Raw genomic sequence first — 20,187 nt, 5'->3', positions numbered from 1 at the left:
AGTTTTAAAACTAACGCCTTTTTGTTTTTGGGAATATTTTTTTATTCTTCTAACATTAATTCTTTCAAATATTGAAAAATTTCACGATATGCTTTGGGTGGTTTATTTTGTGCTCTTTCTTTTTGTGCAGAACGGATTAAATGATGTAAATGTTGGCGATCTGCTTCAGGGTGTTGGTCTAAAAATTGTGTAAACTCATTATCATTTTCAATTAATGTATCACGTAATGTCTCGAGCTTATGCAACATTGCTTGCTGTTGATTGTGTTTGTTTTCGAGTTTGTCTAATGCTTCTTGGATAGGCTCAACGTCGATGTTACGCAACAATTTACCAATATATTGTAGTTGGCGACGCTTTGCTTCTTTTTGTAAACGCTGCGCTAATTCAATTGCTTCTAATAGCTTCTCTTCGAGCGGAATTTTATCTAATTTTGCTTTGTTTAAATTGACTAGCTTTTCGCCTAGTTTTTTTAATGCTTCGGCATCACGCTTAATTTCACTTTTGCTCACCCAAATAATTTCTTCTTGTTCTTCAGAGTCCCAATCCGTGTTATCCCAATCAATGTTCTTTTTACCGCGCTTTGCCATTTTATTTCCTTTCTCTTACAAAAATAAGCTAACATTTTAGCATGAAAATCTAAAATAGGATAAAATGCCATAAATTTGTTTGAAGGAATCAATATGAAAAATACTGAGAAAGCAACCGCACTTTTACAGCAACAAGAGCAAGAATTGAGGGAGGCTGTGAGCTATGCAGTCGAAATTGCACAAAAAGCTGGCGCAACGGCCGAAGTGGCAGTGACTAAAGTCAGTGGTTTATCTGTGTCAACACGCTTACAAGAGATTGAAAATGTTGAATTTAATAATGATGGGGCATTAGGTATTTCTGTCTATTTAGGGCATCAAAAAGGTAATGCTTCTACTTCTGATTTAAGCCATGATGCAATTAAAAATGCTGTAGAGGCTGCATTAGCAATTGCTAAACATACTTCACCTGATGAATGCGCAGGTTTAGCTGCGCATGAATTAATGGCATTTGATGCACCAAATCTAGACTTATACCATGCTGCAGACATGGATGTTGATCGTGCGGTAGAGTTAGCTTTAACAACAGAACAAGCCGCTTTAGAATATGATAAGCGTATTGTTAATAGTGAAGGTGCGGCATTTAACTCACATAGTGGCGTACGTGTATATGGTAACAGCCATGGTATGTTGCAAAGTTATTTATCAAGCCGTTATTCCCTCTCTTGTTCTGTTATTGCTAGTGCTGAAGAACAATTAGAACGTGATTATGAATATACTATTTCACGTAATATAAACCACTTAGAAAGTGCTAATTGGGTCGGACAAAATTGTGCACAGAAAGTGTTAGCACGCCTACAACCTCAGAAGTTAGCTACACAACAAGTACCCGTTATCTTTATAAATGATGTAGCAACAGGTTTAATTAGTCATTTAGCTGCTGCAATTAGTGGGGGAAGTTTATATCGTAAAGCCAGTTTTTTATTAGATCATTTAGGCAAACAAGTCTTACCCGATTGGTTTCAGATCAGTGAGCGTCCACATTTAATTGGGCAATTAGCCTCATCTCCTTTTGATAGTGAAGGGGTACGTACTCAGAGTCGTGAAATTATTGAAAAAGGGATTCTACAAACTTATCTTTTAACCAGTTATAGTGGTAAAAAACTAGGTATGCAAAGCACAGGACATGCTGGTGGTATCCATAATTGGCTAGTGAAACCCAATGTAATGGGCGGACTGCAAGCTTTATTACGTCAAATGGGAACGGGGTTACTTGTCACTGAACTAATGGGACAGGGAGTAAATTTAGTGACAGGTGACTATTCACGTGGTGCCGCAGGTTTTTGGATTGAAAATGGTGAGATTCAATATCCTGTGGCTGAAATTACAATTGCAGGGCAATTGAAAGAAATGTTAGGTAATCTGATTGCTGTCTCTGATGATATTGAGCATCGATCTAATATTCAAACGGGATCAATTTTGGTAGAAAGTTTGAAAATATCAGGGGATTAATTTTTTAAAAATGAGAATGATTCCTATTGACAATAGTGAATTATTTGCTAAGATACACACATCTGTTAGAGATTCGGTTGGAAATGATAGAGTAGGTCGTTTTCAGTTAGGGTCATACTCCAAACAGGTAGAGTAGAAAGTAAATTCGTTAGGGTATTTGTGGGCTGAAGGTTTAAACTTCAGCCTTTTTTTTGTAGAATGCATTTTTACAATTCCTATATAAGGTAAAACAAAATGAAAAAACATCATGTTGGTATTTTAATCTCAGAAGAGAAAGTTCGTGCACGTATTCAAGAACTTGGTCGTGAAATTACGCAGTATTACCAACAAAAAGCAGTAGATAAATTGATCGTTGTTGGACTTTTACGTGGTTCATTTATGTTTATGGCGGATTTAGTCCGTGAAATTAATTTACCAGTTGAAATTGAATTTATGACAACTTCAAGCTATGGCAGTGGAATGACAACTAACCATGATGTAAAAATCAGTAAAGATTTAGATGGTGATATTCGAGATGAACATGTTTTGATTGTTGAAGATATTATTGATACAGGCTATACCTTACAAAAAGTACGTGAGATCTTGAAATTACGCGATCCAGCTTCTCTTACCATTTGTACTCTACTTGATAAACCATCTCGTCGTGAAGTTGAGGTTCCTGTGGAGTGGGTTGGCTTTACTATTCCCGATGAGTTTGTGGTAGGTTATGGTATTGATTATGCACAACGTTATCGTAATTTAGGTTACATTGGTCATGTTGTTTTAGAAGAATAAAATGATTTTTGAAAATTAAATTTAAAAAGGAGAACTTATGTATTTTGAGCAAATTAAAGCAGAGTTAAATGAAGCGGCAGCAGTTTTGGATAAGTTTATAAATGATGAAACTAACATGAAATTAATTCAGCAAGCGGCGTTGTTAATTTCGGATAGCTTTAAGCAAGGTGGAAAAGTGTTATCTTGTGGTAATGGTGGGTCACATTGTGATGCGATGCATTTTGCTGAAGAGCTAACAGGACGTTATCGAGAAAACCGCCCCGGTTATCCTGCTATTGCTATTTCAGATGTGAGTCATTTAAGCTGTGTGAGTAACGATTTTGGTTATGACTATGTTTTTTCACGTTATGTTGAAGCAGTGGGTCAAAAAGGTGATGTATTATTTGGGCTATCTACATCTGGCAACTCAAAAAATATTTTAAATGCTATTCAAGCGGCAAAAGAGAAAGGCATGAAAGTGATTGCATTAACAGGTAAAGATGGCGGAAAAATGGCGGGCTTGGCTGATGTTGAAATTAGAGTTCCTCATTTTGGTTATGCAGATAGAATCCAAGAAATTCATATTAAAGTTATCCATATTTTAATGATGTTAATTGAATTTGAGATGGCAAAAGAGAAATAGTTTTTGCTTCGACAACATAAAAGTGTGGTCAATTTTTTACTTTTTATATAAAACGTTCCTCAACCATAAGTATGGTTGAGGATTTTTTTATTCATGATAAATTTTTATACAAATTTTATTTGCATAATTATGCAATAAATATTAATATTATTTCAGTATTGAAAATATAGAGATTTTTAAGTAATGGCAATTAGCGTTAAAAATTTAAACTTTTTTTATGGATCTTCCCAAGCATTGTTTGATATTAGCCTTACAGCAGAGGAAGGGGATACTGTGGTATTATTAGGTCCAAGTGGTGCAGGAAAAAGTACATTAATCCGCACATTGAATTTATTAGAAGTGCCTACTTCAGGAGAATTAGTCATTGCAAAGAATAAATTTGATTTATCAGTAGCTATGACTAATCCAAATCAAATTTGTCGTTTACGCCAAGATGTTGGAATGGTGTTTCAACAATATAATTTATGGCCACATTTGACCGTAATTGAGAATTTAATTGAAGCACCTAAAAAAGTATTGAAGTTAGATGATCAATCTGCGAGAAAACAAGCATTAGAATTATTGAAACGTTTACGTTTGGAACAATTTGCAGATCGTTTTCCATTACATTTATCTGGAGGACAACAACAACGTGTGGCAATTGCTAGAGCTTTGATGATGAAACCACAAGTGTTGTTATTTGATGAACCGACTGCTGCACTTGATCCAGAGATTACAGCACAAGTTGTGGATATTATTAAAGAATTACAGCAGACGGGCATTACTCAAGTTATTGTTACTCATGAGGTGTCGGTCGCTAAGAAAGTAGCAACGAAAGTTGTCTATATGGAACAAGGACATATTATTGAAATGGGCGATGTAAGCTGTTTTGAGCACCCTAAAACAGAGCAATTTAAACAATATTTATCACACTAAAATAAGGACACAACATGAAAAAATTACTTTTAACCGCACTTTTAGCAAGCACCGCATTTGCTACGACAGCTAAAGACATTACTTTTGCAATGGAGCCAAGTTATCCACCATTTGAGTTAACTAATGAGAAGGGAGAAATTATTGGTTTTGATGTGGATATTGCTAATGCAATTTGTAAAGAAATCCAAGCAACCTGTCATTTTAAAGGACAAGCGTTTGATAGTTTAATTACAGGGTTACGTTCTAAACATTTTGATGCTGCAATTTCTGCCATTGATATTACAGAAGCTCGCGCAAAACAAGTAAGTTTTAGTGAGCCTTATTACGACAGTTCAACGAGCTTTATTACAGTAAAAGATAAGTTTACTGATTTAGCTCAAGTAAAAAAAGTAGGTGTGCAAAATGGCACAACTTATCAGCAATATATTGTTGCTGAAGCAAAACAATATCAACCAGTACCTTATGCAAGTTTACAAAATGCAATACTTGATTTGAAAAATGGTCGTATTGATGTCATTTTTGGTGATACGGCAGTATTGGTTGATATGTTACAGAAAGAAGAAAATCTTGCCTTTATTGGTGATAAAGTGACGAACCAAAAATATTTTGGTAATGGTTTTGGTATTGCTGTAAATAAAGCAAGTAAAGAATTATTGGCTGATCTTAATAAAGGATTAGCGGTCATTAAAGCAAATGGTGAATACCAAAAAATTTATGATAAATGGATGACAAAATAATCGATTATGTTTTTTGATTATCTTTCTTTGATGTATAGCGCAACCCTAATGACCTTAGGGTTAGCGCTTTGTTCATTAATTGTTGGTCTTATTTTGTCTGTGCTATTCGTTGTGTTAGAAACAAGTAAATGGACATTGATTCGTAAGCCAACTTCTATTGTAGTGACATTATTACGTGGCTTACCTGAGATTCTTGTTGTATTGCTAATTTATTTTGGCTCAACTGAAGTAGTTGAATTTATAACGGGTGAATTTATCCAATTTAGTGCTTTTAGTTGTGGTGTATTTGCACTTTCTATTATTTTTGCCGCTTATGCTTCTCAATCGCTACGTGGTGCAATTCAAGCAATTCCTCTGGGACAGTGGGAGTCTGGGGCAGCTTTAGGATTAAGTCGTGGTTATACTTTTATTCATATTGTGATGCCACAAGTTTGGCGTCATGCACTACCTGGATTAAGTAATCAATGGCTCGTCTTATTAAAGGATACTGCACTTGTTTCTTTAATTGGAGTAGAAGATTTAATGCGCCAAGCTGAATTAATTAATACTGTTACGCACCAACCTTTTACTTGGTATGGCATCTCTGCATTATTGTATTTAGTGATCACTTTAGTAAGTCAGTTTATTATTCGTAAGTTGGAACTGCGTTTTACTCATTTTGAGCGAGAGGTGAAATAATGTTTCAAGAATATTTTATGGTGATTATTCAAGGTATTCCAACGAGTTTAGTGTTGACGGTTGTTTCTTTGGCTATTGCGTTTCTACTAGCATTGCTATTCACTTTTGGTTTATCTATTGGTAATAAATTAATTAAATGTGCGATTAATGTTTATCTCACTTTATTTACAGGTACGCCATTATTAGTTCAGTTTTTCTTGATTTATTCAGGTCCTGGGCAGTTTCAATGGATAGTGGATAGTGCATTATGGCCATTGTTATCTGATGCATGGTTTTGTGCAATGTTGACATTAGCATTAAACAGTGCAGCTTATTCAACTCAACTTTTTCATGGTGCAGTCAAAGCAATTGGTAAAGGGCAGTGGGAGAGCTGTGCTGCATTGGGCTTTACTCGTTTAGAAACATTGAAAATTTTAATGCCTTATGCCCTAAAACGTGCATTGCCATCTTATACTAATGAAATTATTTTAGTATTTAAAGGTACTGCATTAGCTTCTACTATCACTATTATGGATATTATGGGCTATGCTCGACAACTTTATGGCACGGAATATGACGCCTTAACTATTTATGGTATTGCTGGTGCAATTTATTTAGCTATTACTGCAATTGCGACAGTGTTATTAAGAAAACTTGAAACAAAAGTACTTGCATTTGAACGTTTAGAGGCTGAAAAAGCATAACTGAGCGGAGAGAGACGAACAGTAGGAAAAAAGCGAATTTTGTTTAAAATTCGCTTTTTTATTGATAAATAGGCAGTTAATTTACAATCCAGCTTGCAATACTAATAACTAACGCAAAAATGATGAACCACACTATATGTAGTTTAGCACTTTGTTTATTTATTTCTTCGTTATGTAGACGTCGTTCTTCTAATTTTTGTCGATAAAGAGCTAAGTCCTCTTCCTTAAATGAAAAACCACAATTAGGGCAACTTACTGCACTATCACTCACTTTGTGTCGACATTCAGGACAACGATGTAAAGCCATTTTTTCCTCTCTTTATTATTTTTTTCTTCAAATCCTATCATAGCACTATGAAAAGTGCGGTTATTTTTTTACAAATTTTAAACAAAAATAGCCTAGTTAAAGCAATCGATCTTATATTAAAGGAAATAGATAAGTGTTTAAATCGTGATAGGTGTCACAAAGTTGTAAATATTTTGTGATGCTAATTTATTATACAGTTTACTTGCTTGTAACAAGTGAAATAAAATACACAGGGCTTTTTATAAGAAAAGTTGTTCAAATATTTAATCTATTAAAATAGGTACTTCATTATGTTATGGTTCTTCTTTTGTGTTGCAATCTTGCTGCTTGGTTATTTTGTATACGGAAAATTTATTGAAAAGGTCTTTGTGATCAATCCGAAAAAGACAACACCAGCTTACAGCATGAATGATGGTGTTGACTATATGCCAATGTCAACTAAGAAAATTTGGTTAATTCAATTATTAAATATTGCTGGTACGGGGCCTATTTTTGGTCCAATCCTAGGGGCACTATATGGGCCTGTCGCTATGTTGTGGATTGTGATTGGTTGTATTTTTGCAGGTGCTGTACATGATTATTTCTGTGGTATGTTGAGTGTTCGTAATGGTGGTGCGTCTATGCCAACATTAGCTGGTCGCTATTTAGGTGCACCAGTAAAAGCATTTATTAATTTACTTGCAGTAGTGTTATTACTTTTAGTTGGTGTGGTATTTGTTGCGAGTCCTGCAAAATTATTAAGTACCATTACTATGGACAATTTAGGTGTTGTTGAAAGTGCAGGTGCAGCAGCAACTGTATTTGGTTATGACGCTGCGACAGTCTTAGTGATCTGGACGACAATCATCTTTGTTTATTATATCGTTGCGACATTATTACCAATTGATAAAATCATTGGTCGTATTTATCCTCTATTTGGTGCATTATTACTCTTTATGACATTTGGTATGATGTATGGTTTGGTCAGTAGCCATTTAAACTCTGCAGAACCAATCGAGTTTTTCCGCACAGTCGGTGGCTTAGATTTTGAGAAATTCTTCCAAAATCTACAACCAAAAGGTGATTTACCAATCTGGCCATTATTATTCTTAACTATTTCTTGTGGTGCTTTATCAGGTTTCCATGCTACACAAACACCATTGATGGCACGTTGTGCTCAAAATGAAAAAGAAGGGCGTTTCATTTTTTATGGCGCAATGATTGCAGAGGGTGTGATTGCCTTGGTATGGTGTGCAGTAGGTTTAAGTTTCTACCAAGATCCAACAGAATTACAAGCCGCTATTGCAGCAGGTTCACCATCAAAAGTTGTTTATGATTCTTCAATTTACTTTTTAGGTGCTGTCGGTGGTGTGTTTGCAATTTTAGGTGTTGTTGTGTTACCAATTACGTCTGGTGATACTGCTTTCCGTGCGGCACGTTTGATTATTGCTGAGTTCTTCAAATTTGAACAAAAAACATTGGTTAAACGTTTGGTGATTGCTGTCCCATTATTCGTCTTAGGTTTTATCGTATCGAAAATTGACTTTAGCGTATTATGGCGTTATTTCAGCTGGGCAAACCAAACAACTGCAATGGTTATGTTATGGACTGCTGCTGCTTACTTATTCCGTTATGGTAAATTCCATTGGGTATGTACTTTACCTGCGATGTTTATCAGCACAGTATGTTTCACATATTTAGCTTACAACAAAATTGGTTTCAACTTAGATTATCAACTTTCAGTTTATATTGGTTTAGGTTTAACTGTATTTTGTAGCATCTTATTCTTTACTGTATTGAAACCAATTGCCAAAGGTGATCCAGACGCATTGGTAGATGATTTAGTTAAACAATAATCAATTTACTTTAAGTATTTACCACACCCTATCATCTATATTGATGATAGGGTGTTTTTTTATTGTTTTTTCTTATGAGTTTTTTCATTGCGGGATATTGTATTGCTTCCTTTTGGAACTAATGAAAAATATACAAAACTTTACGCCTGAAATTATTAAATTGCTTGCAAGTTAAGCAAACTAATAATAAACTTAATAAAAGTGGTAATAAGTGGAGTTTTGTGGTAAAAGTTGGCAAAAATTCCTAAATTTCATCTTGTAACAATCACAAAAGGGAAACAATGATGTTTCGTGGCGCGTCAGCAGTTAACTTAGATTCGAAAGGTCGTATTGCGATCCCGACCCGTTATCGTGCTGAAATCCTAGAACAGAATGCTGGTCAAATGGTCTGCACTGTGGATATTCGCCAACCTTGTTTGTTACTTTATCCATTAAAAGAATGGGAATTAGTCGAGCAAAAACTTTTAGCACTATCAAATTTCGATCCAAATCAACGTAGTTTACAACGCGTCATGTTAGGTTATGCCACCGAATGTGAGTTAGATAGTGCTGGACGTATTTTAATTAGTGGTCCATTACGCCATCACGCTAAATTAGAAAAAAGCCTCATGCTTGTTGGGCAATTAAATAAATTTGAAATTTGGAGCGATGCAGAATGGCAAGCTCAAATTGAAAAAGATATGGCGTTAGGTGCAAGTGGCCAATTTGCACTATCTGAAGAATTAAAAATGCTGTCATTATAAAGAAAGATATTTTTCTCACAATAGAACAGCAGCACTAGCAAAAGATAAGCGGTGCTTAGCACCGCATTATCTTACCTTAAATATTTATCCTTTTTATTTTTGTACCATTGGTAATTGTTATGAATACGCAAAATACTTTTTCATCATCTGAACATATCACCGTTTTATTGCATGAGGCGGTTGATGGTTTGGCATTGAAAGAAAAAGGTATTTATATTGATGGTACATTCGGACGAGGTGGGCATTCTCGTTTAATCCTTTCTCAGCTTGCAGATGATGGTCGTTTAATTGCGATTGATCGTGACCCACGAGCTATTGTTGAAGCAAATAAAATTGAAGATCCACGTTTTCATATTGAACATAACAGTTTTTCTGCGATTCCAGCAATTTGTGAAAGATTAGGGCTAGTAGGCAAGATAGACGGTATTTTATTAGATCTGGGCGTATCTTCTCCACAACTTGATGAGGCTGAACGTGGTTTTAGTTTTATGAAGGATGGTCCATTAGATATGCGAATGGATACGACACAGGGTCAATCTGCAGCTCAGTGGTTACAGCAAGTCTCAGAGCAGGATTTGGCTTGGGTACTAAAAACTTTTGGTGAAGAGCGTTTTGCTAAGCGTATTGCTCATGCTGTCGTTAGCTACAACAAAAGTGCGTTACAAAATGGTACTGAACCTTTGACTCGAACATTACAGCTAGCAGAGCTTATTGCTAATACTGTGCCTTTTAAAGATAAGCATAAACACCCTGCTACGCGAACTTTTCAGGCTATTCGTATTTTTATTAATTCTGAATTAGATGAGTTAGAAAGTGTACTGCAATCAGCATTAGCAGTATTAGCAAAAAAAGGCCGTCTATCTATCATCAGCTTTCACTCACTCGAAGATCGCATGGTGAAACACTTCATGCGCAAGCAAAGTAAAGGTGAGAATCTACCAAAAGGTTTACCATTACGCGATGACCAAATTAAACGTACACAAACGTTAAAGACTATTGGTAAAGCAATTATGCCAAGTGAACAAGAACAAGCTTACAATCCTCGTTCAAGAAGTGCCGTATTACGTATCGCGGAGAAGATTTAATGCTAGAAAATAATGATCGCTATCCGCTACAAAATATTATTTTAGAAGATTTATTTCATGCAAATAAAACGATTATGGCTTTATTGTTATTGATTGTGATTACAGCATTAGCGACGATTTGGATGACACACCAGACACGTATTTTAGTTGCTGAAAAAGGGCAGTTAGTCTTAGAACATCAAGCTCTTGAAAATGAATATTTGAATTTAAAATTAGAAGAAGCAACGCAAAGTGATAATACGCGTATTGAGGCGATTGCGAGTCAATTAGGTATGAAGCGAGTTCAACCAGAACAAGAAGTGTTGATCCTAGAGTAATATTTGAGGATAACAGTATGGTTAAATTTAATACGACAAAGAAAATCAAACGAGCAAAGAGTGTAAAAATTGCAAAAAATGATGCGATTAAACTGAATAAACCGAAAGTCGTTTATGAAAACAGTTTTTTGAAATGGCGTTATTTTTTCTCGTTAGCAGTAATTATGAGCTGCTTAGTCGTGTTAATTGGTAAAGCAGCAAATGTACAAATTATTAATGCTGATTCGTTAGCAGATGAAGCGGATAAACGTTCTTTACGCACACAAGAAATTCAGTCTGTAAGAGGTTCAATTTTAGATCGTCACGGACAATTACTCTCAGTTAGTGTACCAATGTATTCTATTGTTGCTGATCCTAAAGATATTTTTGAGAAAAATTCTTTAGTAGATAAAGAGCGTTGGAAAGCTTTAGCTGAGGCTTTAGGGGTTTCTTATAGTGAAATTATTAAGCGTATTGAAAAAAATCCAAAATCACGTTTTGTCTATCTTTCACGCCAAGTGTCACCAACCGTTGCTGATTATGTTAGAGAATTGAAATTAAAAGGCATTGTGTTGAAAAATGAAGCTCGTCGTTTTTACCCACGTGTTGAGGAAGTCGCTCATTTGATTGGCTACACCAATATTGATGGTGAAGGGATTGAAGGAATTGAAAAGAGTTTTAATTCATTGTTGATCGGAAGATCGGGCTCTCGGACTTATCGTAAAGATAAATTTGGCAATATTGTTGAGAATATTGCTGATGTTAAAAAATATGATGCTCAAGATGTTACTTTAAGTATTGATGAAAAATTACAATCCATGGTCTATCGTGAGATTAAAAAAGCAGTTGCAGAAAATAAAGCAGAATCTGGTACAGCTGTATTAGTCGATGTTCGTACGGGTGAAGTATTAGCCATGGCAAATGCGCCTTCTTATAACCCAAATAATCGTGTTGGTGTGAAGGCTGATTTAATGCGTAACCGTGCAATTACGGATACTTTTGAACCTGGCTCGACAGTAAAACCTTTTGTCGTACTTGCTGCATTGCAGCGCGGGGCAGCAAAGCGTAATGAGATTATTAATACGGGTCCTTTAGTTCTGAATGGACATGAAATAAGAGATGTTGCGCCTCGCGATCAGTTGACATTAGATGGGATTTTAGAACATTCAAGTAACCGTGGTGTAAGTCGATTAGCGTTGCGTATGCCGCCAAATGCATTAATGGAAACTTATATGAATGCGGGCTTAGGGAAACCAACGGATCTAGGTCTAATCGGTGAGCAATCAGGCTTACTAAATGCAAACCGTAAACGTTGGTCTGATATTGAACGTGCTAACGTTGCTTATGGTTATGGTATCAACGCTACACCATTACAAATCGCACGAGCTTATGTGACGTTAGGCAGCTTTGGTATTTATCGTCCACTTTCTATCACTAAAGTTGATCCTCCAGTTATTGGTCAGCGTGTGTATTCTGAAAAAATTACACGTGAAGTAGTGAATATGATGGAAAAAGTAGCGATTAAAAATAAAAAAGCAATGGTAGAAGGATACCGTGTTGGGATTAAAACAGGAACGGCAAAAAAACTTGAGAATGGTCGCTATGTAGATAAATATATTGCTTATACTGCAGGCGTCGCGCCTATTTCAGATCCTCGTTATGCTTTGATTGTGTTAATTAATGATCCCAAAGCAGGTCAATATTACGGTGGCGCAATTTCAGCACCAGTGTTCTCAAATATTATGGGTTATGCTTTGAGAACCAATAATATTCCACCTGATGCAATGCCACAAGAGAAAACAGCAAGACGTGTTGTACGTTTGAATAGTGATAATGGAACAAAAACTAATTAAGAAAAAATTATGCGAAAATTGACCGCACTTTTGGGGCAAGTTGAACTTGCCCCAAACATTGAACTTACGGAAATGATTTTAGACAGTCGAGCTGTACAGCAAGGCTGTCTTTTTGTTGCTCTAAAAGGGCATCAAGTAGATGGTCGTTACTACATTGCACAAGCGATTGAAAATGGTGCACGTGCTGTATTATCTGAAGCTGATATACCAACACAACATTTGCAAGTTCGTTTTGAACAAGATGTTCCTATCATTTCTTTTTATCAACTGAGTCAGCATTTATCACAGTTAGCTAATCTTTTTTACAACCATCCTTCACAAGGACTAACTTTAGTTGGCGTGACGGGAACGAATGGTAAAACCACAATCTCACAACTTTTAGCTCAGTGGACAACATTGCTTGGGCATAAAAGTGCTGTTATGGGAACTATTGGAAATGGGCTTTGGGGGCAAGTAAAAGAAGCTGCTAATACGACAGGATCTGCTGTTGAAATTCAATCTTCATTAGCTCAATTTGTAAAGCAAGGTGCTGATTTTGCTGCAATTGAAGTGTCTTCGCATGGACTCGTACAACATCGTGTTGAGGCACTTGATTTTGATGTTGCAATTTTTACAAATTTGAGCCGTGACCATCTTGACTACCATCATACGATGGAAAATTACGCATTAGCAAAAAAACGTTTATTTACTGAATTAAAGCCAAAATATCAAGTTATTAATGCAGATGATGAAATGGGCATTACTTGGTTGAAAGAGTTACCAGATGCCGTGGCAGTAAGTCGTTTTCCCGATTTTCAAACTAACCAAGCAAAATGGCTAAAAGCAACACATGTTGATTTTACACATCAAGGTGCAGTGATTCAGTTTGAGTCAAGCTGGGGTAGTGGTAAGTTACAAAGCCATTTGATTGGTGAATTTAATGTGAGTAATTTATTACTTGTTTTGGCCACCTTACTTTCATTAGGTTATGAGATGTCACAATTAGTGAGTTCAGTCTCGCAATTAACAGGCGTTTGTGGACGTATGGAAATGTTAAATACAGAACAATGTGCCACTGCGATTGTAGACTATGCTCATACGCCAGATGCCTTGGAGAAGGCATTACAAGCGGCTCGTTTACATTGTCATGGTCAGTTGTGGTGTGTATTTGGCTGTGGTGGCGATCGTGATCGTGGTAAACGCCCTTTAATGGCAAAAATTGCTGAACAATTCGCAGATAATGTCATTGTGACGGATGATAATCCTCGTACTGAGTCACCTACTCAGATTATTAAGGATATTTTAGCTGGTTTTATTGCACCAAATATTGTAGATGTCATTAATGATCGTGAAAAAGCGATTGCTTTTGCTATTCAACATGCAGCAAAAGATGATGTGATTTTGATCGCAGGCAAGGGGCATGAAGATTATCAAATTATCGGAAAACAAAAGCAGCATTTTTCTGATCAAGAAACCGTTAGAAAATATTTTAATATGAGTTATCAAGATGCTTAAACTAACAACAAACCAATTGGCTGACATTTTACATGCACGACTTGTAGGTAGCCCCGATGTAGTAATACAAAGTATTAATACTGATACACGTCAAGCCGTAAGTGAAAGTCTTTTTTTCGCACTAAAAGGCGAGCATTTTGATGCGCACAATTATTTAGGCCAAGCGATTGAGCAAGGTGCTTGTGCATTAGTTGTTGAACAAGTTAATTTAGAACTTTCGGTACCGCAGCTTATTGTTGAAGATACACGTCTTGCTTTAGGAAAATTAGCAAAATGGGTGAAAACTGCTATTTCACCTTTAACCGTTGCGATGACAGGCTCATCAGGTAAAACTACGGTGAAAGAAATGACAGCCAGTATCTTACAAAGTGCGGTCGGTTTTGACAAAGTTTTGTTTACACAAGGCAATTTTAACAATGACATTGGGGTACCTTTAACTTTATTACGCTTGACGGAACAACATCGCTTCGCAGTGATTGAACTTGGCGCGAATCATCAAGGTGAAATTGCTTATACTACCGATTTAGTTCAGCCGAATGTAGCGTTAGTGAATAATGTTGCAGCCGCACATTTAGAAGGATTTGGCAGTCTTGACGGCGTAGCAAAGGCGAAAGGAGAAATCTTTCGTGGTTTACCAGCAAATGGTATTGCGATTATTAATAAAGATCATGATTACAGTGCGTCGATGTGGGCGTCAGAGATTGGCGAGCGTCAAAGACAATATTTTGCATATCAAGATACGGAAGCAGATTTTTATGCTGATAACATTCGGTTTAGTGAGTCTGGCTCAGTATTTGATTTGCACACTCCAGCTGGGCAAATACAAATTAAGTTACCTTATTTAGGTGAACATAATATAAAAAATGCATTAGCAGCCACAGCATTAACAATGAATGTCGGTGCAAATTTAGAACAGGTTAAACAAGGTTTAGAAGTGCGCTCACAAGTCAAAGGACGTTTATTTCCTATACAGCCTTGCACTAATTTACTGTTATTAGATGATACTTATAATGCGAATGTAGACTCATTACAATCTGCGATTAATGTGCTAAAAAAATATTCAGCTTTTCGCATTTTAGTGGTTGGCGATATGGCAGAATTAGGCGAAAATACACAATTTTGTCATCAGCAAGTTGCAAATTATGCAAAAGCGGCGGAATTAGAACTAGTGTTATCTTTTGGCTCAGAAAGTGCATCTATTTCTCAGGCTTGTTTTGGGCAACATTTTACTGAAAAAGCTGAACTTTGTGCTTATTTAATGACTTTGATTAAAGAAAAATTACAACAAAATCAAAAAATTGTATTGTTAGCAAAAGGATCACGTCGAATGAAAATGGAAGATGTGATTAATACTTTGAAGGATAATTTTGTATGTTAGTCTGGCTCGGTGAGTTTTTACAGCAATATCACAGTGGATTTAATGTGATTTCTTATATTACAGTACGTGCAATTCTTGCATTACTAACAGCACTTTTGTTGTCGTTATGGATTGGTCCAAAAGTGATTCGTCGTTTACAACTATTAAAATTTGGTCAAGAAGTGCGTAATGATGGTCCAGAAAGTCATTTTAGTAAGCGCGGCACGCCAACAATGGGTGGTGTGATGATTTTATTTTCTATTGGGGTGAGTACTATTTTATGGGCAAACTTAGCCAATCCTTATATTTGGTTTAGTTTGTTTGTGTTACTGGGGTATGGTGCAGTAGGTTTTGTCGATGATTATCGTAAAATTACACGTAAAAATACCGATGGTTTGATTGCGCGTTGGAAATATTTTTGGTTATCTGCCATTGCGCTAGTGGCTATTTTTGGCATGTACGCCTTAGGTAAAGATACTGATGCAACACGTTTGGTCGTACCGTTTTTTAAAGAAGTTATGCCTCAATTAGGTTTATTCTATATTGTACTAGCTTATTTTGTGATTGTTGGTACGAGTAATGCTGTGAATTTAACCGATGGTTTAGACGGCTTAGCGATTATGCCAACAGTTTTTGTCGCAGGTGCATTTGCGCTAATTGCATGGGCAACAGGTAACATTAATTTTGCTGAGTATTTGCATATTCCTTATATTAAATTTAGCGCTGAATTAGTTGTATTTTGTACTGCTATTGTCGGGGCTGGGCTAGGTTTTCTGTGGTTTAATACATATCCAGCTCAAGTGTTTATGGGCGATGTTGGGTCTCTTGCGCTTGGTGGTGCATTAGGTGTTGTTGCAGTATTAGTACGTCAAGAGTTTTTATTAGTGATTATGGGTGGTGTTTTTGTCGTTGAAACATTATCGGTGATTTTACAAGTCGGCTCTTATAAATTACGTAAACAACGTATTTTTCGTATGGCACCTATTCACCATCATTTTGAGTTAAAAGGATGGCCAGAGCCTCGTGTCATTGTACGCTTTTGGATTATTTCTTTAATGCTTGTTTTAATTGGTTTAGTAACTTTAAAACTGCGTTAATGATAGAAAATGATAAGAGAAAAACCATGCAAACTTCTTATAAAAATAAAAAAGTCTGTGTTATTGGATTGGGTAAAACTGGTTTATCTTGTGTTGATTTTTTGGTGACAAAAGAAGCTGATGTACGTGTTATTGATACACGGCAACAACCAGCTGGCGCAGAACAATTACCAAAATATATACCACTACATACTGGAAGTTTAAATCAGACATGGTTACTAGAAAGTGATTTGATAGTGATTAGTCCAGGACTGGCAGTTAAAACAGCTGAAATTCAGACCGCACTTGCAGCTGGGATAGAAGTCGTTGGTGATATTGAATTATTTTGTCGTGAAGCAGATAAACCAATAATCGCAATTACAGGATCTAATGGAAAAAGTACCGTAACTTCATTAGTTGCAGAAATGGCAAAAGCAGCGGGCCTGAAAGTCGGAATGGGAGGTAATATTGGTATTCCTGCTCTTTCTTTATTAGATGAAGTTTACGATATTTATGTCCTAGAGCTCTCTAGCTTTCAACTAGAAACGACTTATAGCTTACAAGCAACATCAGCAACAGTATTAAATGTGAGTGAAGATCACATGAATCGCTATGTTGATTTGGAAGATTATCGTCAGGCTAAGCTAAAAATTTATCACAATACAAAAACAGCAATCATTAATATAGAAGATCCTTTAACGACAACGGAATACTTAAAAAATGTTGTCAGTTTTGGTGAAAAGCATGCTGATTATTGGTTAAAAACTGAAAATGGTCAGCAATATTTAATGGCAAAAGAGCAAATAATTTTGTCTTGTGATGAAATGAAATTAGTTGGTCGCCATAATTACATGAATGCGTTAGCTTCGGTAGCTTTGGCACAAGCAGCTAATATCGATTTAGGCGGTATTCGTAGTGCATTACGTAGTTTTGCGGGGTTAGCTCATCGTTTTCAATTAGCCCATATGGCTCATGGAGTGCGTTGGATTAATGACTCTAAAGCAACAAATGTGGGAAGTACTGTTGCCGCATTAACAGGTTTACAAGTAGAGGGGAATTTACATTTGCTCTTAGGAGGGGATGGTAAAGGTGCTGATTTTTCAGAATTAGCACAGTTAATCAATCAGCCACATATCTACTGTTATTGTTTTGGACAAGATGGTCCGAAATTAGCCAAATTATCAGAGCAAAGCCAACTTTTTAACACTATGGAGCAAGCTATTACTCACTTACGCTTGAATTTAACGCCAGGCGATATAGTGCTACTGTCGCCTGCCTGTGCGAGTTTAGATCAGTTTCCAAGTTTTGAAAAACGTGGTGAAGTATTTACTCATTTAGCTCAATTAAGTTAGGTCGTCGCAATGCAATTTCTAGAAGAGGTAAAACAGCAATATGACCGTTGGGTGCGTATTACTCCGACTAACTTGTTGTACGATAGAGCCTTACTTTGGTTATTTATTGTATTACTTTTAATCGGATTATTAGCAGTTTCTTCGGCGTCTATTCCTGTTGGTACACGCCTATTTAAAGATCCATTTCATTTTGCTAAACGGGATGCGATTTATGTTTTCCTGTCTTGTGTGACTTGCTATTTATGCGTACAGATTCCAATCGAAAAATGGGAAAAATGGCATGTACGTCTCTTTGCTTTAGCGCTATTTTTATTAGTCATTGTTTTAATCCCTGGTATCGGCTTGTCTGTTAATGGTGCTCGACGTTGGATTCCAATGATATTATTTAATTTTCAGCCAGCAGAATTTGCTAAGTTAGCACTCACTTGTTTTCTGGCTAGCTACTTTACTCGTAAATATGATGAGGTTCGCAGTCGTAAATTAAGTGCTTTTAAGCCTTTTGCATTGATGGGTATCATGGGAGCATTTTTACTTCTACAACCTGACTTAGGTAGTACTGTTGTTCTTTTTGTGATTACTTTTGGTTTGTTATTCATTGTTGGCGCGAATTTTTGGCAGTTTATAGGGTTAGCTGCGTTTGGTGGTCTTTTATTTGTTTGGCTTGTACTTTCCTCTGCTTATCGTCTAAAACGTTTTACGGGTTTTTTAGATCCATTTAAAGATCCTTATGGTACAGGTTTTCAGTTGTCTAATTCACTTATGGCATTTGGTCGTGGTGAATGGGGTGGCGAAGGATTGGGCAATTCGATTCAAAAATTAGAGTATTTGCCAGAAGCACATACTGACTTTGTTATGGCTGTCGTTGGTGAAGAGTTCGGTTTTTTCGGTATTGTGGTCATTGTTATTTTACTGGGTTTATTAATTTTACGTGCGATGAAAATTGGGCGTGAATCCTTATTATTAGAGCAACGTTTCAGAGGTTTTTTAGCGTTTGGTATTAGTTTTTGGATTTTCTTTCAAGGTTTTGTCAATTTAGGTATGTCACTAGGCTTATTACCGACCAAAGGACTTACTTTTCCTTTGATCAGTTATGGTGGCTCAAGTTTGATTATTATGTCGATGACAGTTGGCTTACTACTTCGTATCGATCATGAAAACCGTTTAATGCAAATTGGCCAAGCGCGTTTGCGTGATGATTAGAAGGTGTCAAAAATTGACCGCACTTTTGTCAAAAGTGGATATCAATGAGTAAACCGTGAATAAGATAAAAAGGAAAAAAACGTGGCAGAGCAAAATAAAAGATTGTTAGTGATGGCAGGTGGAACAGGAGGACATGTGTTCCCTGCAATTGCTGTTGCACAATGTTTACAAAAACAAGGTTGGGAAATCTGTTGGTTAGGCACAAAAGATCGTATGGAGGCTCAACTCGTTCCAAAACATGGGATTCCAATCCGATTTATTCAAATCTCAGGGTTACGTGGTAAAGGTATTAAAGCATTACTTGCAGCACCTTTTGCTATTTTTCGTGCAGTATTACAAGCTCGACAAATTATTAAAACCTATCAGCCTCATGCTGTATTAGGCATGGGTGGATATGTTTCTGGGCCAGGTGGAATTGCAGCAAAACTTTGTGGCGTGCCTGTAATTTTACATGAACAAAATGCTGTAGCGGGATTAACAAATAGTTGGTTAGCTAAAATTGCAAGACGTGTGTTACAAGCTTTTCCAACTGCTTTTCCAACTGCTGAAGTTGTCGGTAATCCTGTTCGCCAAGATTTATTTTTACAACCTACACCAGATCAACGTTTTGCTGGGCGTGAAGGTAAATTACGTGTTTTAGTTGTTGGGGGAAGCCAAGGGGCGAGAGTATTAAACCATACTTTACCACAAGTTGTTGAGCAATTGAGAGATAAGCTTGAAGTACGGCATCAAGTAGGGAAAGGTGCTGTAGAGGAAGTTCAAGGATTATATTCTTCTCATGCTACTGTGAGTGTAACGGAGTTTATTGATGATATGGCGGAAGCTTATGCATGGGCAGATCTTGTTATTTGCCGTTCTGGTGCATTAACGGTTTGTGAATTAGCAGCAGTTGGTACAGCTGCGATCTTTGTACCCTTTCAACATAAAGATCAGCAACAATATTTAAATGCAAAATATTTGGCAGATGTTGGTGCAGCTGAAATTATCCAGCAAAAAGAGTTGAGTACTCAGACATTAGTCGATTTAGTGAGTCAATTTGATCGCGAAAAATTACGTATCATGGCAAATAAAGCTAAAGCAATGGCAAGACCTCTTGCCGCGCAACGTGTAGCTGAAGTGATCATTGAGGAAGCGAATTAACAAG

General features: G+C 36.5%; 20 protein-coding genes. 18 read left to right on the top strand and 2 right to left on the bottom strand.

Features of this window, described 5'->3' with window-relative positions:
- Positions 1-41: 41 nt before the first annotated feature.
- Complete coding sequence (gene yjgA, locus DYE19_RS06335) at positions 42-587, bottom strand: ribosome biogenesis factor YjgA (RefSeq protein ID WP_115323002.1); 546 nt, start codon at positions 585-587, stop codon at positions 42-44.
- A 93-nt stretch (positions 588-680) separates the two neighbouring features.
- Here yjgA and pmbA point away from each other — a divergent pair, with 93 nt between their 5' ends.
- The 7 genes from pmbA to artM all read left to right on the top strand — a co-directional run bounded on the left by pmbA (position 681) and on the right by artM (position 6,445).
- Positions 681-2,036 (top strand): metalloprotease PmbA, encoded by a 1,356-nt coding sequence (gene pmbA, locus DYE19_RS06330; RefSeq protein WP_115323001.1) that lies wholly within the window; start codon positions 681-683, stop codon positions 2,034-2,036.
- A gap of 234 nt (positions 2,037-2,270) precedes the next feature.
- Complete coding sequence (hpt, locus tag DYE19_RS06325) at positions 2,271-2,810, top strand: hypoxanthine phosphoribosyltransferase (protein WP_049216200.1); 540 nt, start codon at positions 2,271-2,273, stop codon at positions 2,808-2,810.
- Between the two features lie 37 nt (positions 2,811-2,847).
- Positions 2,848-3,432, top strand: a complete 585-nt coding sequence (gene lpcA, locus DYE19_RS06320; RefSeq protein ID WP_115323000.1) for a D-sedoheptulose 7-phosphate isomerase — start codon at positions 2,848-2,850, stop codon at positions 3,430-3,432.
- 183 nt (positions 3,433-3,615) lie between these two features.
- Positions 3,616-4,347, top strand: coding sequence for an arginine ABC transporter ATP-binding protein ArtP (artP, locus tag DYE19_RS06315; protein ID WP_115322999.1), 732 nt, complete (start codon positions 3,616-3,618; stop codon positions 4,345-4,347).
- 14 nt (positions 4,348-4,361) lie between these two features.
- A complete protein-coding gene (locus DYE19_RS06310; protein WP_049216197.1) occupies positions 4,362-5,084 on the top strand; it encodes a lysine/arginine/ornithine ABC transporter substrate-binding protein in 723 nt (240 codons plus the stop codon).
- A 6-nt stretch (positions 5,085-5,090) separates the two neighbouring features.
- Entirely contained in the window at positions 5,091-5,762 is a 672-nt protein-coding gene (artQ, locus tag DYE19_RS06305) for an arginine ABC transporter permease ArtQ (RefSeq protein ID WP_115322998.1), read from the top strand.
- Entirely contained in the window at positions 5,762-6,445 is a 684-nt protein-coding gene (gene artM / locus DYE19_RS06300) for an arginine ABC transporter permease ArtM (RefSeq protein ID WP_049216195.1), read from the top strand. Before artQ ends, artM begins: the two co-directional genes overlap by 1 nt.
- A 76-nt stretch (positions 6,446-6,521) precedes the next feature.
- Here artM and DYE19_RS06295 read toward each other — a convergent pair whose 3' ends face one another.
- Positions 6,522-6,752, bottom strand: a complete 231-nt coding sequence (locus tag DYE19_RS06295) for a zinc ribbon domain-containing protein (protein WP_115322997.1) — start codon at positions 6,750-6,752, stop codon at positions 6,522-6,524.
- Between the two features lie 290 nt (positions 6,753-7,042).
- Between DYE19_RS06295 and DYE19_RS06290 the strand changes: the two genes are divergently transcribed.
- The 11 genes from DYE19_RS06290 (at position 7,043) to murG (ending at position 20,183) form a co-directional block, all read left to right on the top strand.
- On the top strand, positions 7,043-8,587 hold the full coding sequence (locus DYE19_RS06290) for a carbon starvation CstA family protein (protein ID WP_115322996.1): 1,545 nt from the start codon (positions 7,043-7,045) through the stop codon (positions 8,585-8,587).
- A 284-nt stretch (positions 8,588-8,871) separates the two neighbouring features.
- Positions 8,872-9,330 carry a division/cell wall cluster transcriptional repressor MraZ gene (gene mraZ, locus DYE19_RS06285; protein WP_049216192.1) on the top strand — a complete coding sequence of 153 codons (459 nt, stop codon included), beginning with the start codon at positions 8,872-8,874 and terminating at the stop codon, positions 9,328-9,330.
- A gap of 119 nt (positions 9,331-9,449) precedes the next feature.
- On the top strand, positions 9,450-10,415 hold the full coding sequence (gene rsmH, locus DYE19_RS06280; RefSeq protein WP_115322995.1) for a 16S rRNA (cytosine(1402)-N(4))-methyltransferase RsmH: 966 nt from the start codon (positions 9,450-9,452) through the stop codon (positions 10,413-10,415).
- Positions 10,415-10,732, top strand: a complete 318-nt coding sequence (gene ftsL, locus DYE19_RS06275; protein ID WP_049216190.1) for a cell division protein FtsL — start codon at positions 10,415-10,417, stop codon at positions 10,730-10,732. Before rsmH ends, ftsL begins: the two co-directional genes overlap by 1 nt.
- Positions 10,733-10,749: 17 nt before the next feature.
- Positions 10,750-12,564 (top strand): peptidoglycan glycosyltransferase FtsI, encoded by a 1,815-nt coding sequence (ftsI, locus tag DYE19_RS06270; protein WP_049216189.1) that lies wholly within the window; start codon positions 10,750-10,752, stop codon positions 12,562-12,564.
- Positions 12,565-12,573: 9 nt separating this feature from the next.
- Positions 12,574-14,058, top strand: coding sequence for a UDP-N-acetylmuramoyl-L-alanyl-D-glutamate--2,6-diaminopimelate ligase (gene murE / locus DYE19_RS06265; RefSeq protein WP_115322994.1), 1,485 nt, complete (start codon positions 12,574-12,576; stop codon positions 14,056-14,058).
- A complete protein-coding gene (gene murF / locus DYE19_RS06260; RefSeq protein WP_115322993.1) occupies positions 14,051-15,436 on the top strand; it encodes a UDP-N-acetylmuramoyl-tripeptide--D-alanyl-D-alanine ligase in 1,386 nt (461 codons plus the stop codon). Before murE ends, murF begins: the two co-directional genes overlap by 8 nt.
- Positions 15,430-16,512 (top strand): phospho-N-acetylmuramoyl-pentapeptide-transferase, encoded by a 1,083-nt coding sequence (gene mraY, locus DYE19_RS06255; RefSeq protein ID WP_115322992.1) that lies wholly within the window; start codon positions 15,430-15,432, stop codon positions 16,510-16,512. Before murF ends, mraY begins: the two co-directional genes overlap by 7 nt.
- 26 nt (positions 16,513-16,538) lie before the next feature.
- Entirely contained in the window at positions 16,539-17,843 is a 1,305-nt protein-coding gene (murD, locus tag DYE19_RS06250) for a UDP-N-acetylmuramoyl-L-alanine--D-glutamate ligase (protein ID WP_115322991.1), read from the top strand.
- A 9-nt stretch (positions 17,844-17,852) separates the two neighbouring features.
- A complete protein-coding gene (gene ftsW, locus DYE19_RS06245) occupies positions 17,853-19,043 on the top strand; it encodes a putative lipid II flippase FtsW (RefSeq protein ID WP_049216183.1) in 1,191 nt (396 codons plus the stop codon).
- An 81-nt stretch (positions 19,044-19,124) separates the two neighbouring features.
- A complete protein-coding gene (gene murG, locus DYE19_RS06240) occupies positions 19,125-20,183 on the top strand; it encodes an undecaprenyldiphospho-muramoylpentapeptide beta-N-acetylglucosaminyltransferase (RefSeq protein WP_115322990.1) in 1,059 nt (352 codons plus the stop codon).
- Positions 20,184-20,187 lie beyond the last annotated feature (4 nt).

This window comes from Pasteurella canis, assembly GCF_900454865.1.
GTDB classification, from domain to species: domain Bacteria; phylum Pseudomonadota; class Gammaproteobacteria; order Enterobacterales; family Pasteurellaceae; genus Pasteurella; species Pasteurella canis.
This window is presented reverse-complemented; position numbering and strand designations above follow the sequence as displayed.

What these genes read in the sequence shown, in the direction of transcription:
- yjgA (WP_115323002.1), bottom strand. Translation starts at nt 587, where the DNA reads ATGGCAAAGCGCGGTAAAAAGAACATTGATTGGGATAACACGGATTGG.
- pmbA (WP_115323001.1), top strand. Translation starts at nt 681, where the DNA reads ATGAAAAATACTGAGAAAGCAACCGCACTTTTACAGCAACAAGAGCAA.
- hpt (WP_049216200.1), top strand. Translation starts at nt 2,271, where the DNA reads ATGAAAAAACATCATGTTGGTATTTTAATCTCAGAAGAGAAAGTTCGT.
- lpcA (WP_115323000.1), top strand. Translation starts at nt 2,848, where the DNA reads ATGTATTTTGAGCAAATTAAAGCAGAGTTAAATGAAGCGGCAGCAGTT.
- artP (WP_115322999.1), top strand. Translation starts at nt 3,616, where the DNA reads ATGGCAATTAGCGTTAAAAATTTAAACTTTTTTTATGGATCTTCCCAA.
- DYE19_RS06310 (WP_049216197.1), top strand. Translation starts at nt 4,362, where the DNA reads ATGAAAAAATTACTTTTAACCGCACTTTTAGCAAGCACCGCATTTGCT.
- artQ (WP_115322998.1), top strand. Translation starts at nt 5,091, where the DNA reads ATGTTTTTTGATTATCTTTCTTTGATGTATAGCGCAACCCTAATGACC.
- artM (WP_049216195.1), top strand. Translation starts at nt 5,762, where the DNA reads ATGTTTCAAGAATATTTTATGGTGATTATTCAAGGTATTCCAACGAGT.
- DYE19_RS06295 (WP_115322997.1), bottom strand. Translation starts at nt 6,752, where the DNA reads ATGGCTTTACATCGTTGTCCTGAATGTCGACACAAAGTGAGTGATAGT.
- DYE19_RS06290 (WP_115322996.1), top strand. Translation starts at nt 7,043, where the DNA reads ATGTTATGGTTCTTCTTTTGTGTTGCAATCTTGCTGCTTGGTTATTTT.
- mraZ (WP_049216192.1), top strand. Translation starts at nt 8,872, where the DNA reads ATGTTTCGTGGCGCGTCAGCAGTTAACTTAGATTCGAAAGGTCGTATT.
- rsmH (WP_115322995.1), top strand. Translation starts at nt 9,450, where the DNA reads ATGAATACGCAAAATACTTTTTCATCATCTGAACATATCACCGTTTTA.
- ftsL (WP_049216190.1), top strand. Translation starts at nt 10,415, where the DNA reads ATGCTAGAAAATAATGATCGCTATCCGCTACAAAATATTATTTTAGAA.
- ftsI (WP_049216189.1), top strand. Translation starts at nt 10,750, where the DNA reads ATGGTTAAATTTAATACGACAAAGAAAATCAAACGAGCAAAGAGTGTA.
- murE (WP_115322994.1), top strand. Translation starts at nt 12,574, where the DNA reads ATGCGAAAATTGACCGCACTTTTGGGGCAAGTTGAACTTGCCCCAAAC.
- murF (WP_115322993.1), top strand. Translation starts at nt 14,051, where the DNA reads ATGCTTAAACTAACAACAAACCAATTGGCTGACATTTTACATGCACGA.
- mraY (WP_115322992.1), top strand. Translation starts at nt 15,430, where the DNA reads ATGTTAGTCTGGCTCGGTGAGTTTTTACAGCAATATCACAGTGGATTT.
- murD (WP_115322991.1), top strand. Translation starts at nt 16,539, where the DNA reads ATGCAAACTTCTTATAAAAATAAAAAAGTCTGTGTTATTGGATTGGGT.
- ftsW (WP_049216183.1), top strand. Translation starts at nt 17,853, where the DNA reads ATGCAATTTCTAGAAGAGGTAAAACAGCAATATGACCGTTGGGTGCGT.